The following is a 14331-nucleotide window of genomic DNA, read 5'->3' as shown; positions in this document are numbered from 1 at the left end:
GTAGTGCATGGCTAAGAAGGGCTGGTCCGTCCCGGCTACCGAAGCGCTGCAGGCCGACGGCTTGCAGATCACCGATCTGGACACCTCCGCGACACCGGGCTTCACCGGTGACAAGGCAGCGGGCCTGGACCTGCTGGCCGAACGCACCACGGTGCTGTCCGCGCTGCAGGAACGGCTCTACGCCAACGGGCGATCCGGCGACCTGCGCAGTGTGCTGCTGGTACTGCAGGGCATGGACACCGCGGGCAAGGGCGGCATCGTCCGGCACGTGATCGGTTCGGTCGATCCGCAGGGCGTGGACCACCACGCGTTCGGCGTGCCGACCGAGGAGGAGAAGCGCCACCACTATCTGTGGCGGATCCGCAACGCGCTGCCACGCGGCGGCCAGCTCGGGGTGTTCGACCGCTCGCACTATGAGGACGTGCTGGTCGTCCGCGTGCACAACCTGGTGCCGAAAAAGGAATGGGAACCGCGCTACGACGAGATCAACGCCTTCGAGCGGGAACTCGTCGACGAGGGCACCACCGTGGTGAAGGTGGCGATGTTCGTCTCGCTGGACGAGCAGAAGAAGCGGCTGCGCGAACGGCTGGACCGGCCGGACAAGTACTGGAAGTTCAACCCCTCCGACATCGATGAGCGCGGCTACTGGCCCGCCTATCAGGAGGCGTACCAGGCCATGCTGGATCGCACCTCCACCGAGTACGCGCCGTGGCACGTAGTGCCCGCCGATCGCAAATGGTTCTCCCGGCTCGCCGTCACCGAACTGCTCATCGACGCCTTGGAGCGGCTCGACCTCGAGTGGCCCGCCGCGCAGTTCGACGTCGAGGAGCAGAAGCGGCGACTCGACAAGGCCTGACCGCCGGCTAGATGAGCGGCCGAACCTGTTCGGCGACAAAGCGAACGAAGCCTTCGGGATCCGGCTCGTCTCCGGTCGGCTGGATGACCACGGTGTCGGCGCCCGCCTCGGCCAGCGCGCGGACCGCGTCCGCGACCTCCTGCGCGTCCCCGGCGACACCGGCCAGCGGCGGTGTCGTGGTGGCTTGGACGTGCGCGAGCCGGGCCGCCGCGTCCGGGCCGGTCACCGCGAGCAGATTCGCCACCACCACATGCCGGTCGGTGCGGCCCGCCGCGGCCCGGCCCTCGTCGATCAACGCCCGCGCGGCCCGCACACTGTCGGGGCCCGCGATCGAATCCAGCAGCGTCCCATCGGCATGCGACCCGCACAGCCGGATCGAGCGCGGCCCCCTGGCTCCCGCGTAGATGCGCGGCGGTGCCAGTGGCGGCCAGTCCAGAGCCACATCATCGAGCTGCACATAACGTCCCGAGGTGGTCACCCGCTTCCCCGCGAGCAGGGCGCGCAGCGCGTCCAGGTACTCGGCCAGCAACGTCACCGGCGACTCGACCCGCGCGCCCACCTGCCCCATCCAGTCCAGCACGCCGTGCCCGACGCCGAGCAGTACCCGATCGGGGAACAACCGATGCAGCGTCGCGGCCTCCATCGCGGTCAACGCCACGTTGCGCAGCGGCACCGGCAGCAACCCGATGCCGATGTGCACCCGCTCGGTCCACGCGAGGGCGGCCGCCGCACTGGCGATACCGCTCTCGAAGAAACAGTCCTCCCACAGCCACAGTTGTTCGAGCCCCGATTCCTCGGCGACCCGGGTGACGGCGCGCAGCCGTTCCGGCGGATTTTGCGGACGAAACACAGCACCGAGAGCAGTCATCCCACCATTCTCGACCGGGACTCCCGAATACCCACACGGATTTTTCGGCGTCGCCAGTGCCCGATATTTCGGAATCTCTCAGGTTCGTTCACGATGATGTGGGCCGTGGCCCGACCACACGGGGACGAGTTCGCGCTCTACCATCGTGGCGGCAGGTACCGGCAGTCGAGCGAAAGGCGTGGTGAACGCACGGTGAGCAAGAACCCGGGTGGGAAGAAGAATCCGTTGCTGGCGGCGAATCGCGCCGACCGCAACCGCAAGATCTTCATCCAGGTGGCCGTGGCCGCCGTGCTGATCGGCCTGATCGCCGCGATCGGCATCGGTGTCGCGGTGAAGAAGGCCCGCAAGGACGACCCCGGCCCCACCCCCTCGATTCCGGCGGCCGCCAACACCTCCCCGGACGGGGTCACCGGCACCATCACCGACAACGGGGCGGTGCGCATCGGCAAGCCGAACGCGAAGGTCACCGTGCGGGTCGTCGCCGACCTGCAGTGCCCCGCGTGCAAGGGCTTCGAGGGCGCGAACGCCCAGGTGCTCGCCGACGCGGTGAACAACGGCACGGCCGCGGTCGAATACGACGTGATCGCGTTCCTGGACAAGGCGTCCACCACCCGCTACTCGACCCGCGCGGCGAACGCCTCGTACTGCGTGGCCGAGGCGGACCCGACCAAGTACCAGGCCTGGGTGTCCTCGATGTTCGCCCAGCAGCCGCCGGAGGGCGGCGCGGGCCTGCCCAACGACAAGCTGGTCCAGATCGCCAAGGACGCGGGCTACCCCGACGCGGTGGCGAACTGCATCACGGATGTGAAGTACGACAAGTACATCCAGGCTCGCACCGATGACGTGCTGAAGAGCGGCATCAAGTCGACCCCGTCGGTGTTCGTCAACGGCAAGCAGGTCGAGTCGAGCCAGGAGATCTTCGGGCCCGGCGGTCTCGGACCTGTGATCGCCGCCGCCGCGGCGCAGTGATCACCGCCCCGCCCCGGGCCGCCTGGGTACTGCTGCTCGGCGGGCTGGCCGGCTGGCTGGCCTCGATGGCGCTGACCATCGAACGGTTCAAGCTGTTCACCGAACCGGGTTACACCCCGTCGTGCAGCATCAATCCGATCCTGTCCTGTGGCTCGGTGATGGTGACCGATCAGGCCGCGGTGTTCGGGTTTCCCAACCCGATCATCGGCATCGCGGCCTTCTCGGTGGTGGTCACCGTCGGGGTGCTCTCGGTGGCCGGGGTGGGGTTGCCGCGCTGGATCTGGGGCGGGCTGTGGCTGGGCACGCTGCTCGGCGTCGGCTTCATCTGCTGGCTGATCTTCCAGAGCCTGTACCGGATCAACGCGCTCTGCCCGTACTGCATGGTGGTGTGGGCGATCATCACGCCGCTGCTCGCGGTGGTCACCGATCAGCTCTGGGGCGGGTCACGCGGTCCGCTGCGGGTGCTCGCGGAGTGGCGGTGGACCATCGTCGCGCTGTTCTACGCGGTGGTGCTGCTGCTGATCTTCCTGCGCTTCCAGGACTACTGGCTGTCGCTGTTCTAGTTGGGCGTGCCGCGGGCGAGCACGACGGTCACCGTGCGGCGGTTGCCGCCGGTGTCGGTCACGTCGAGCTGGATCGCGTCGTCGGGTTTGCGCACGTTGATCGCCGAGTGCAGGGCGCGCGCCGAGGTGATCGCGCGACCGTCCACCGACGTGATCACCTCGCCGTGGGTCAGCCCGGCCGCTTGGGCGGGCAGCCCGTAGACGGCCAGATCGATCCGTGCCCCAACGGGTTTCGCGTCGGAGGTCAGCACGCCGAGGGTGGCGGTCGGCCCGATGTGCACGGTGTCGGTGGGCACGCCGGACCGGATCTGCCGCACCACCTGCATCGCGGTGTCGATCGGCACCGCGTACCCGTTCGGCGGCCTGCCCCCGGCCCGCGCCGGGTCACCCGAGGCGGCCGCGATCACCCCGACCACCGCACCCTGACGGTCGGCCAGCGCACCGCCGGATTGCCCGGAACTCACCGCGGCGGCCACCTCGAGCATGCCGGTGAGCGGCTTGCGGGACAGATCGGCGGAGTTGAGCGCGACGATGGTGCTGTCCAGATCGGTGAGCGTGCCCTGGATCGCGGTCGGCGTGCCGCCGATGCCGCCCGCGTTGCCGATCGCCAATACCTCGTCGCGCACGTGCAATTCGGCCGAGCTGCCGATGCGGGCCGTCGCGAGGTCGGCGGCACCGGACAGCGCGAGCAGCGCGATATCGGCGGCGGCGTCGTAACCGAGCACCACCGCGTCGTAGGTGCGGCCGTTGCCGACATCGGTCGCCGTCACCGTGTCGGCGCCCTTGACCACGTGATGACTGGTCAGCACCTGGCCGTCGGCGGTGAGCACGATGCCCGACCCGGCCGCGCCGAGCCCGAACGGCCGCATCGACGCGCTGATGTCGACCAGCGCCGGATCGACGACGGCGGCGACCGCGACCGGATCGAGCGGTGGGGGCGGCGCTAGCTCGACCGGCGCGGCGATCTCCGCCGTCCCCGGCGGCCAGCCGGGCAGTTCGCCTCGATAGCCGAGGAATCCGGCCACCGCGAGCAGCGCGGCGACGATCGTCGCCAGCGCGCGGCCCCCATACCGTTGTTCGCTCATCGCTCTCCGCTCGGTCCACCTGCGCATTCCATTGTGGCTGGCGATGATCATGTCCGGGGGCTATCGACGACTCTGCCGGCCGCCGCCGTACCGAACTGTTTACCTGTCATGGTTGGCAACCGGGCGCATGCGACGGTAGGCATGTATGCATGACGACAGCAGCCGCATACGCGATATCCGCACCCGATGGCTCGTTCGAGAAGAAGACCATCGAACGCCGGGAGCTGGGCCCGCACGATGTGCTGATCGACATCAAATACGCGGGCATCTGCCACTCCGACATCCACACCGCCCGCGACGAGTGGGGCGGCACGAAGTACCCGTGCGTGCCCGGCCACGAGATCGCGGGCCTGGTCGCCGCGGTCGGCTCCGCGGTGGGCAAATACCAGGTGGGCGACCGCGTCGGCGTCGGCTGCATGGTCGACTCGTGCGGCGTCTGCGGCCCCTGCCTGGCCGACGAGGAGCAGTACTGCGTCCGCGGCGCCACCATGACCTACAACACGCCCGTCGAGGAGTCGGTGCAGCCCGGCGGATACACCCTCGGCGGCTACTCCACCCAGATCGTGGTGACCGAGAACTTCGTCGTCGGCATTCCCGAGGGCATCGGGCTCGATGCGGCGGCCCCGCTGCTCTGCGCGGGCGTCACCCTGTTCTCGCCGCTGCGGCACTGGAACGCCGGGCCGGGCAAGAAGGTGGCCATCATCGGCATGGGCGGGCTCGGTCACGTCGGGGTGAAGATCGCCGCGGCGCTGGGCGCCGAGGTGACCGTGCTCAGCCACTCGCTGAGCAAGCAGGAGGACGGCAAGCTGTTCGGCGCCAGCCACTACTACGCCACCAGCGACAAGCAGACCTTCCGCGACCTGCGCAACCAGTTCGACCTGATCCTCAACACCGTCTCGGCGGACCTGCCGATCGACTCCTACCTGAAGATGCTGAAGCTCGACGGCACGCTGGTGATCCTCGGCCTGCCGGAGAACCCGATGAGTATCAAGCCGTTCACCATCACGGGGCTGCGCCGTTCGCTGGCCGGCTCGATGATCGGCGGTATCGCGCAGACCCAGGAAATGCTGGACTTCTGCGCCTCGCACGGCATCGGCGCGGAGATCGAGGTGATCTCCGCCGACGAGATCGACGGCGCCTACGACCGGGTGGTGGCCAGCGACGTCCGGTACCGCTTCGTCATCGACGTCTCGACCATGTGAGCCGCGAGGTATCCGCACCGGCGATAACGCGGTGAGACGGGCCGATATGGGTACGTTTGCGATGTGGCCTCGGAAGAAGACGACAACGCGCCAGCGCCCTCGGACGCACCGGCACCGGTAGCGCCCGGCGAGGCCGTGGTCACCGCGGAGATGACGTCCACGCCGCCGCCGTGGCTGCTGCGCGCGTTCCTGCTCGCCGCGGCCACGGTGGCCGGACTCTTCGCGGGTTTCTGGGCACTGACCCGGTTGCAAGGCTTGCTCACCATCGTGCTGGTCTCGCTGTTCCTGGCCTTCGCTATCGAGCCGGCGGTGAACTGGCTCGCGCGCCGCGGCATGAAACGCGGACTCGCCACCGGGGTGGTCTTCCTCGTCCTGATCTCGGTGGTCGTCGCGTTCTTCTGGACGCTCGGCTCGCTGCTGATCGACCAGATCACCACCCTGGTCAACAACGCGCCGGAGTACGCCGATCAAGGCATCGACTGGGTCAACCGCACCTTCAACACGCACATATCCGGCACCGACCTGGAGAAGTACACCAGCAACTGGAGCAAGTACCTCGAGGGCGCGGCCGGAAACGCCTGGGACATCAGCACGAAAGCGGTGAGCGTGGTGTTCCAGTCGCTCGGGGTGCTGCTGTTCACGTACTACTTCGCCGCCGACGGCCCGCGGTTCCGCAATGCCGTGTGCTCACTGCTGCCGCCGCGCAAGCAGCTGCATGTGCTGCGCGCCTGGGATATCGCCGTGCAGAAGACCGGCGGCTACATCTATTCGCGCGGATTGCTCGCGCTCGCTTCGACTTTGGCGCACTACGTGGCGTTGCGGGTGCTCGACGTGCCGTCCGCGTTCGCGCTCGCGCTGTGGGTCGGCGTGGTGTCCCAGTTCATCCCGACCGTCGGCACCTACCTCGCGGGTGCCCTCCCGGTCATCGTGGCGCTGGTGCACGGACCGTCGGACGCGCTGTGGATCCTCGGCTTCATCGTCCTGTACCAGCAGTTCGAAAACTATGTGCTGCAACCGAGAATCACCGCGACCACGCTGGACATGCATCCGGCCGTCGCCTTCGGCGCGGTGCTGGCCGGCGCCGCCCTGCTCGGCGCGACCGGTGCGCTGCTCGCCATTCCGGTCACCGCGACGGTTCAGGCCTTCGCCGGGGCCTACATCCGGCGTTACGAAGTGCAGACCGATGTCGACCTGGATGCCCCGCTGCCACCGCCGCCACCCAAGCCGCACCGAAAATGGGCCCGGCAGCTGACCATCCGTTTCGCCGGCACCGATCGTTCGAAAGGCGCGTAGTCGCGCGCCGAGCCGCCTGTCCGCTCGCTTGCCGGCGGGATGCACTGCGGCCGGCCGACCGGGTGACGAACTCGCCGATCGGAGATGCCGGGCGCGTCGCGACCGATCGCCCATGCTGGTGCGATGGCGATTCTGCTGGCGCTGGTGTCCATGTGCTCCACGCTGGTCGGCGGATTCGTCGCGGTCCGCATCGGCGACCGCAGGCACCTGGTGCTCGGGCTCGCCGCGGGCGTGATGCTCGGCGTGGTGTTCTTCGACCTGATCCCCGAGGCCCTGGAACAATCCGAGCAGGATGTGCTCGGGGTACCCGCCGTGCTGATCGCCGCCGTCGGCGGCTTCCTCACCATCCACGTCATCGAGCGCGCCGTGGCCATCCACACCGGCCACGAACAGGAATTCGGCACGCACACACACGGTTTCGAGTCGGTCGGCGTGCTCGCCGCGGCCGGGCTGATCTTCCACAGCTTCTTGGACGGGCTCGGCATCGGGCTCGGCTTCCAGGCGGGCGCCACCGTCGGCGCGGCGGTGGCCATCGCCGTCATCTCGCACGACTTCGCCGACGGTTTCAACACTTTCACCATCTCGACGCTCTACGGCAACGCCCGCAAACGCGCGCTCACCCTGCTCGGGCTGGACGCCGTCGCACCGGTGATCGGCGCCGTGGTCGGCACGCTCATCCAGGTACCCGAGGGCATGGTCGGCCTCTACCTCGGCTACTTCGGCGGCTTCCTGCTCTACCTCGCCACCGCCGACATCCTGCCCGAGGCGCACGCCGTACACCCGTCTCGCCTCACCCTGGCCTGCACCGTCCTCGGCGCCGCCCTCATGTTCGTCGTCGCCGCCCTGAACCACTGAGGCTGGGATCGCGGCGCGTCCCGACTCGAACCGGAGGGCGGCGAACGAAGGCCGCCCCCTGTCGAAACAGGGGGCGGCGCAACGTTTTCGGTTATTCGGCTGCGAGTGCGCGGCGCCGGACCCGGCGGGCCGCCGCGACCAGGTTGCGCAACGACGGCTCCAGTTGCCAGTAGTGCCGGGTCTTCAAACCACCGTCCGGATTCGCCCACAGTCGTTCGGGCGTGATGGCTTGTGCTGCGGCGGTGAGCAATTCGTCGAGCTCGTCGATGTCCGGGATGCGGGCCGAACGGCTCTCGTAGACACCGGGACCGACACCGTGGCTCAGGCCGTGGTCGGTGCCGCTGTCCGCCTCGAGCGCGGTGACCACCCATTCGATCGACCGGGTCGCGACGATCGCGGTGACGTCGGCGTCGAGCTCCTCGATCGCGTCGACCACCTCGGCCCGGCCGGAATAGCCGATGTGCGTGTGGATCTGGGTGTCCGGTTTGACCCCGGAGGTGGCCAGCCGGAACGCGCCGACCGCCCAGCGCAGGTACTCCGCGCGCCCCTCCGGACGCAGCGGCAGCATCTCTCGGATCGCCGGCTCGTCGACCTGGATGATCGCGATGCCCGCCTTCTCCAGGTCCGCGAGTTCGTCCCGGATGGCGAGCGCCACCTGGTCCGCGGTCTCGTGCAGCGGCTGATCCTGCCGGACGAACGAGCGCGCGATCATGGTGACCGGTCCGGTCACCATGCCCTTGACCGGCTTGTCGGTCAGCGACTGCGCGTAGCTGATCCACTCCACCGACATCGGCGCGGGCCGCGACACGTCACCGTAGATGATCGGCGGTCGCACACAACGGGACCCGTACACCTGCACCCAGCCGAAGTGGGTGGTCGCGAAGCCGTCGAGCAGCTCGGCGAAGTACTGGATCATGTCGTTGCGCTCGTGCTCGCCGTGCACCAGCACATCGAGCCCGATGTCTTCCTGCAACCGGATGGTCGACTCGATCTCGGCTTCGATCCGCTTGCGGTAGTCGTCGTAGGACAGCCGGCCCTGACCGAGCTCGTGGCGCGCCTGCCGGACCGCGGTGGTCTGCGGGAACGAACCCAGCGTCGTCGCGGGCACCGGCGGCAGGTTCAGCCTGGCCTGCTGCGCCTCCTTACGCACCTCGTACGGTTCGCGCGAACGCATTTCCGGCGTCACCGCGTAAACCCGCTGCCGCACCGCGTGCTTCTGCTTGAAGTGCACCTCGGTCGGCCGCTTGCGCCATTTGTCCGACGGGCCCTCGGTGAGCGCCTTGGCGAGCGAAACCACCTCGCCCACCTTCTGTTTCGCGAAGGCGAGCCGGTCGGCCACGTTGCCCGGGATGTCGTACTCGATGAGTAGGTCGTAGGGCACGTGCAGCAGCGTCGTGCCGGTCGAGACCACCAGGTCGGGGCACACCTGCGCGAGCTGGTTCAGGTACTCCAGCGTCACGTAGCGGTCGGCCCGCCACACGTTGCGGCCGCTGATCACACCGGCGTACAACCGCTTGCGGCGAATACCCGGGATCGCCGCCAGGTCGTCGGGCCGGATGCGGTAGCTGGCCAGGTCGAGCCCGATCGCCTCCACATTGCTGGCGGCCAGGATGCGCAGCGCCGCACCGAAATCGCCGTACTGCCCGGTCACCAGCATCCGCGGGCGCAGCGGCGCCTTCGAAAGCCGTTGGTAGGCCCGCTCGAACGCGGCCAGCTCGGCGGGGGTGCGCTCACTGGTGAACGCGGGCTCGTCGAGCTGCACGCAGGTCGCGCCGCGCTTGGCGAGGATCTCGAAGAGCTGTTCGTACACCGGCAGCAGCTTGTCCAGCAGGCTGACCGTGTCGAATTCGTCCTGGCCCGGGGTCTGCCCCGCCTTGGACAGCAGCAGCAGCGACAGCGGGCCGAGCACCACCGGGCGCAGCTCGATGTGCTGAGCCTTGGCCCGGTCGAATTCGTCGAGCAGCGCCTCGGGGTGCAGCGAGAATTCGGTCTCCGCTGCCAATTCCGGCTGCCGGTAGTGATAGTTCGTGCCGAAGAACCGGACCAGTTCCAGCGGCGGCAGGTCGGGACGACCGCGCGCCATCAGGAAATAGAAGTCCAGCGGGTCCATCTCGTCCCGAAACGGTTCGAACCGCTCGGGCACCGCGCCGAACAACAGGGCGTTGTCCAGCACGTGGTCGTAGAAGGAGAAGGTGTTGCCCGGCACCTGAGTCAGCCCGGTCGCGGCCAGCTCGTTGAACTGCCGTTCCTGGATGTCGCGGCCGACCGCGAGCAGTCCGTCGCGGTCGAGCGCACCGCGCCAATAGGCCTCGAGTGCCCGCTTGAGTTCTCGATGCGGCCCGATCCGCGGATAGCCGAGGATGCTCGACCCGTAGCCGTCGGTCACGTTCACCATGAGCGCGCTGCTCCCTTCGATGGCTGCGCGGCGCCCATTGCCTGGCATGGACGCCGCACGCTAATGCGCCTGGGGGGTTGGATCGAAAGAGCTCAGGCTCGGTTGTACTGGTAGAAGCCCGCGCCGGTCTTCTTGCCGAGCAACCCAGCTTCGACCATACGCATGAGCAGCGGCGGAGCGGAGTACAGCGGCTCCTTGAATTCTTCGTACATCGAGTCGGCGATCGACTTCACGGTGTCCAGGCCGACCAGGTCGGTCAGCGCGAGCGGACCCATGGGGTGCGCACAACCGAGCACCATGGCCTTGTCCACGTCGTCCTTGGTGGCGAAACCGGACTCGACCATCCGGATGGACGAAAGCAGGTACGGCACCAGCAGCGCGTTCACCACGAAGCCGGAGCGGTCGGCGGAGCGCACGACCTGCTTGTCCAGCACCTCGCCGGCGAACGCCTCGGCCCGCTTGGACACGGCCTCGCTGGTCTTCAGCGTGGTGACCAGCTCGACCAGCGGCAGCACCGGGACCGGGTTGAAGAAGTGCATGCCGACGACCCGCTCGGGCTGGGTGGTGGCGACCGCGATCTTCATGATCGGGATGGAGGAGGTGTTGGAGGCCAGCACGGCCGACGGGTCGGTGACGACCTTGTCGAGCTCGGCGAAGATGGCGGTCTTCACTTTCTCGTCCTCGAGCACCGCCTCGACCACCAGCTGGCGGTCGGCGAAGTCGTTGAGGTCGGAGGTGAACCGCAGGCGCCAGGCGGCCTGTTCGCGTTCGCGCTCGGTGATCTTGCCGCTGCTGACGCCGCGGTCGAGGGAGCGCAGAATGCGGGCGCGGCCGGCGGCGGCCAGCTCCCGGGTCTGCTCGTAGACGAGCACGTCGACGTGCGCCCGGGCGCACACCTCCGCGATTCCGGCACCCATCTGTCCGGCGCCGATGATGCCGACGCGCTGAATCTTCTCGCTGCTCACGTCCCGCTCCTGCTGTTGGTCTGGCTAGTCGGTGGCTGGAGGGGTTTGCTCTGGTGCGAGCGGCCCCTCGATCGTCCAAGTTATAGGGATGCCCTCCCTGCCGGGGCTGTTCGGCAGGGAGGGCGGTACACCCCTACTGGAGTAGAGGTCTGGCGGTATTCACGTCGGGCAACCTCCCTTGGCGAAAACCTCGATCGGGACGTCGGTGCTCACGCAACCCCGTCCGGGGCGAGCCCGACGAGCCCGTTCGCGGCCGGTTCGCTGCCGAGCGCTCGAGCGCATGCGCCCTAGGCGCGAGTCTCGAGTGCTCGGCGGCGAACCTGAGGGGCCGCGAACACGCGGCGCCGCAGGCGACGCCGGCAACTCAGTGGAACTGGCCTTCTTCGGTCGAGCCCTTCAGCGCAGCGGTGCTGGTGTTCGGGTCGACGGTAGTGGCGATGGTGTCGAAGTAGCCGGCACCGACCTCACGCTGGTGCTTGATGGCGGTGAAGCCACGCTCGGAAGCGGCCTTGAACTCGCGCTCCTGCAGGTCGACGAAGGCGGTCATGCCCTCGCGGGCGTAGCCGTAGGCCAGGTCGAACATGCCGTAGTTGAGCGAGTGGAAGCCGGCCAGGGTGATGAACTGGAACTTGAAGCCCATCGCGCCGAGCTCACGCTGGAACTTCGCGATGGTGGCGTCGTCCAGGTGCGCCTTCCAGTTGAAGGACGGCGAGCAGTTGTAGGCCAGCAGCTGGTCCGGGAACTCGCCACGGACGGCCTCGGCGAACTTGCGCGCGACCTCGAGGTCCGGCACGCCGGTCTCCATCCAGATGAGGTCGGCGTAGGGGGCGTAGGCCTTGGCCCGCGCGATGCAGGGCTCGATGCCGTTCTTCACGCCGAAGAAGCCCTCGGCGGTGCGGGTGCCGTCCAGGAACTCACGGTCGCGCTCGTCCACGTCCGAGGTGATCAGGGTGGCGGCCTCGGCATCGGTGCGGGCGATGATCACCGAGGGGACGTCGGCGACGTCGGCGGCCAGGCGCGCGGAGGTCAGGGTGCGGATGTGCTGCTGGGTGGGGATCAGCACCTTGCCACCGAGGTGGCCGCACTTCTTCTCCGAGGCCAGCTGGTCTTCCCAGTGCACACCGGCGGCGCCGGCGGCGATCATGGCCTTCTGCAGCTCGTAGGCGTTCAGCGCGCCACCGAAGCCGGCTTCGGCGTCGGCGACGATCGGGGCCAGCCAGTTCTTGACCGAGTCGTCACCCTCGACCTTGGCGATCTCGTCGGCGCGCAGCAGCGCGTTGTTGATACGACGCACCACCGACGGCACCGAGTTGGCCGGGTACAGCGACTGGTCCGGGTAGGTGTGGCCGGACAGGTTCGCGTCACCGGCGACCTGCCAACCGGACAGGTAGATGGCCTTCAGGCCGGCGCGGACCTGCTGGACCGCCTGGTTGCCGGTGAGGGCGCCCAGCGAGTTGATGTAGTCCTCGTTGTTCACCAGATCCCAGAGGATCTCCGAACCGCGGCGGGCGAGAGTGGCCTCTTCGACGACGGTGCCCTGGAGCTTCGACACCTGCTCCGCGGTGTAGTTACGGGTGACGCCCTTCCAGCGCGGGTTGGTGTCCCAATCCTGCTGGATTTCCGCAGCGGTCTTCGGGGTGCCGGCGTTCGACATCTCTGACTCCACTTCCTCGTTTAGGTCGATGTGCCCCACGGCCGAGCGGATAAACGACTCGAACTGCTGGAGCGGCAATTTGCAGGCTTGCTAGGCCCATGGGGTGTACTTCCACACGATTGCACAATGCGAAATGGCCGTCTACCTGTTGCTAATGTGAATCTCAGCTAGGTTTCCACACTGGTTTGCTAACTTTGCAAAATTTGCCTGCGAATTGCAAAGGTGGAACCTACCCGCCGGTAGCCCTGACGTGCGGTTTTAGCGTAACGCCCGTACTGTTTGGGCTCGGCCGGTCACCTGCCATCGACTCCCGCGCGCATTCCGGTTTGTGAGGACGTTCACAAGGCGGGGCGGGTGCCGCAGGTGTGGCCCACGCCACCCGCGCCTGCGCCGCGCGCCTGCGGTCGGGCAGACTCGGCCTGGACGTACGTCCGGCTGCCTGCGGAAGGCAGCCCGCACCTCGGACCCAGGAGCCCTCATGCGGAAACCGGTCATCGCCGCGGCGGTCACCCTCGCCTGCGCCTTCAGCCTGCTGAATCTGCCCACCGCGGCGGCGACGCCGGTCGGCACCGTCGAATCGGCCGGCGCGCTGGCCCCGGCCGCGACGCCGCCGGGCGCGGCCCGGTCGAGTCGCATCCTGTACAGCTCGACCACCGCGAACGATGTGCCGACCACCGCGAGCGCGGCCGTCTACTTCCCGCCGGGCGCACCGCCCGCGGGCGGCTGGCCGGTCATCGCCTGGGCGCACGGCACCGTCGGGATCGGCGACGACTGCGCGTACAGCGTCGCGGGGCCGAGCGCGGTCGAACGCGACTGGGCCTACCTGGGCACCTGGCTGAGCCAGGGTTACGCGATAGTTGCCGCCGACTACGCCGGGCTCGGCACGCCGGGCGAACACCCGTATCTCAACGGGGTGGTCGAGGCACACAACGTGGTGGACGCGGTCAAAGCCGCGACGGGACACTATTCGTCGCTGTCGAAGAAATGGGCGGTGGTCGGACAATCCCAGGGCGCGGGCGCCGCGATCTTCACCGCGCGCTATGCCACCGAATTCGGCGGGCCGGAACTCGATTATCGCGGCGCGGTGGGCACCGGCACGCCCGCCTATATCGAAGACATTCTGCTGCCGCTCGGCCCGCACGTGCCGCCGGTGAAACTCAGCCCGCACACCACCGCGTACGTGCTCTACATCCTCAACGGATTGCGCACCACGTTCCCCGAGCTGGACATCGAGTCCTACCTGACCGATGCGGGCCGCGCGTGGCTGGCCACGGCCCGGACCGAGTGCCTGCTGCCGCTCGGCGAGGAGTTGGGCGCGAATCGCGTGATCGTGGGCGATCTGTTCAGCAAGCCGCTCGCGCAGATCCCCGACCTGCACGGGCTGCTGAGCCGCTACCTCGGCCTGCCCGAATCCGGTTACGACAAGCCGATCTTCCTCGGCCAGGGTCTGCGCGACACCGATGTGATCACGCCGGAGACGCTGCGCTTCGCCGCCGTACTGCAGGCGAACGGGCAACCGGTCCAGCTGCACACCTACCCCGAGGATCACAGCGGCACCGTGAACGCCTCACTGCCGGATTCGCTGCCGTTCGTGGCCGGACTGTTCGGCTGAGCCGCGTGCCGCGG

At 68.4% G+C, this 14331-nt stretch carries 12 protein-coding genes; 7 read left to right on the top strand and 5 right to left on the bottom strand.

Annotation, left to right across the window (positions count from 1 at the left end; all coding sequences use genetic code 11):
• The first annotated feature begins 7 nt into the window (after positions 1-7).
• Entirely contained in the window at positions 8-856 is an 849-nt protein-coding gene (locus tag TY25_RS39295) for a polyphosphate kinase 2 family protein (RefSeq protein WP_042265324.1), read from the top strand.
• A 7-nt stretch (positions 857-863) separates the two neighbouring features.
• Here TY25_RS39295 and TY25_RS39290 read toward each other — a convergent pair whose 3' ends face one another.
• A complete protein-coding gene (locus tag TY25_RS39290) occupies positions 864-1724 on the bottom strand; it encodes an LLM class flavin-dependent oxidoreductase (protein WP_042265323.1) in 861 nt (286 codons plus the stop codon).
• Between the two features lie 192 nt (positions 1725-1916).
• Between TY25_RS39290 and TY25_RS39285 the strand changes: the two genes are divergently transcribed.
• Positions 1917-2693: a DsbA family protein gene (locus TY25_RS39285; RefSeq protein WP_042265520.1), complete on the top strand. Its 777-nt coding sequence runs from the start codon at positions 1917-1919 to the stop codon at positions 2691-2693.
• Complete coding sequence (locus TY25_RS39280) at positions 2690-3256, top strand: vitamin K epoxide reductase family protein (RefSeq protein WP_042265321.1); 567 nt, start codon at positions 2690-2692, stop codon at positions 3254-3256. Before TY25_RS39285 ends, TY25_RS39280 begins: the two co-directional genes overlap by 4 nt.
• On the opposite strand, the gene TY25_RS39275 is transcribed toward TY25_RS39280, so the two are convergent.
• Positions 3253-4341 (bottom strand): S1C family serine protease, encoded by a 1089-nt coding sequence (locus TY25_RS39275; protein WP_042265519.1) that lies wholly within the window; start codon positions 4339-4341, stop codon positions 3253-3255. The genes TY25_RS39280 and TY25_RS39275 overlap by 4 nt on opposite strands.
• 149 nt (positions 4342-4490) lie before the next feature.
• On the opposite strand from TY25_RS39275, the gene TY25_RS39270 reads away from it, so the two are divergent.
• The 3 genes from TY25_RS39270 to TY25_RS39260 all read left to right on the top strand — a co-directional run bounded on the left by TY25_RS39270 (position 4491) and on the right by TY25_RS39260 (position 7691).
• On the top strand, positions 4491-5543 hold the full coding sequence (locus TY25_RS39270; protein WP_042265319.1) for an NAD(P)-dependent alcohol dehydrogenase: 1053 nt from the start codon (positions 4491-4493) through the stop codon (positions 5541-5543).
• A gap of 63 nt (positions 5544-5606) precedes the next feature.
• Entirely contained in the window at positions 5607-6836 is a 1230-nt protein-coding gene (locus TY25_RS39265; RefSeq protein WP_042265317.1) for an AI-2E family transporter, read from the top strand.
• A gap of 123 nt (positions 6837-6959) precedes the next feature.
• Positions 6960-7691: a ZIP family metal transporter gene (locus TY25_RS39260; protein WP_042265314.1), complete on the top strand. Its 732-nt coding sequence runs from the start codon at positions 6960-6962 to the stop codon at positions 7689-7691.
• A 91-nt stretch (positions 7692-7782) separates the two neighbouring features.
• Here the strand turns inward: TY25_RS39260 and metE are convergent, their stop codons facing one another.
• The 3 genes from metE to aceA form a co-directional block, all read right to left on the bottom strand.
• Positions 7783-10086 (bottom strand): 5-methyltetrahydropteroyltriglutamate--homocysteine S-methyltransferase, encoded by a 2304-nt coding sequence (gene metE, locus TY25_RS39255; protein WP_042265313.1) that lies wholly within the window; start codon positions 10084-10086, stop codon positions 7783-7785.
• A gap of 92 nt (positions 10087-10178) precedes the next feature.
• On the bottom strand, positions 10179-11051 hold the full coding sequence (locus TY25_RS39250; protein ID WP_042265311.1) for a 3-hydroxybutyryl-CoA dehydrogenase: 873 nt from the start codon (positions 11049-11051) through the stop codon (positions 10179-10181).
• Positions 11052-11415: 364 nt separating this feature from the next.
• Positions 11416-12705, bottom strand: a complete 1290-nt coding sequence (aceA, locus tag TY25_RS39245) for an isocitrate lyase (RefSeq protein WP_029899715.1) — start codon at positions 12703-12705, stop codon at positions 11416-11418.
• Positions 12706-13183: 478 nt separating this feature from the next.
• Here aceA and TY25_RS39240 point away from each other — a divergent pair, with 478 nt between their 5' ends.
• Positions 13184-14317 (top strand): alpha/beta hydrolase family protein, encoded by a 1134-nt coding sequence (locus tag TY25_RS39240; RefSeq protein WP_042265308.1) that lies wholly within the window; start codon positions 13184-13186, stop codon positions 14315-14317.
• Positions 14318-14331 lie beyond the last annotated feature (14 nt).

This window comes from Nocardia brasiliensis NBRC 14402, assembly GCF_000308475.2.
Classification (GTDB): domain Bacteria; phylum Actinomycetota; class Actinomycetes; order Mycobacteriales; family Mycobacteriaceae; genus Nocardia; species Nocardia brasiliensis.
This window is presented reverse-complemented; position numbering and strand designations above follow the sequence as displayed.

Bases quoted from the DNA above. Each gene is read 5' to 3' on its own strand.
- TY25_RS39270 (WP_042265319.1), top strand. From the start codon at position 4,491: ATGACGACAGCAGCCGCATACGCGATATCCGCACCCGATGGCTCGTTC.
- TY25_RS39295 (WP_042265324.1), top strand. From the start codon at position 8: ATGGCTAAGAAGGGCTGGTCCGTCCCGGCTACCGAAGCGCTGCAGGCC.
- metE (WP_042265313.1), bottom strand. From the start codon at position 10,086: ATGGTGAACGTGACCGACGGCTACGGGTCGAGCATCCTCGGCTATCCG.
- TY25_RS39290 (WP_042265323.1), bottom strand. From the start codon at position 1,724: ATGACTGCTCTCGGTGCTGTGTTTCGTCCGCAAAATCCGCCGGAACGG.
- TY25_RS39240 (WP_042265308.1), top strand. From the start codon at position 13,184: ATGCGGAAACCGGTCATCGCCGCGGCGGTCACCCTCGCCTGCGCCTTC.
- TY25_RS39260 (WP_042265314.1), top strand. From the start codon at position 6,960: ATGGCGATTCTGCTGGCGCTGGTGTCCATGTGCTCCACGCTGGTCGGC.
- aceA (WP_029899715.1), bottom strand. From the start codon at position 12,705: ATGTCGAACGCCGGCACCCCGAAGACCGCTGCGGAAATCCAGCAGGAT.
- TY25_RS39275 (WP_042265519.1), bottom strand. From the start codon at position 4,341: ATGAGCGAACAACGGTATGGGGGCCGCGCGCTGGCGACGATCGTCGCC.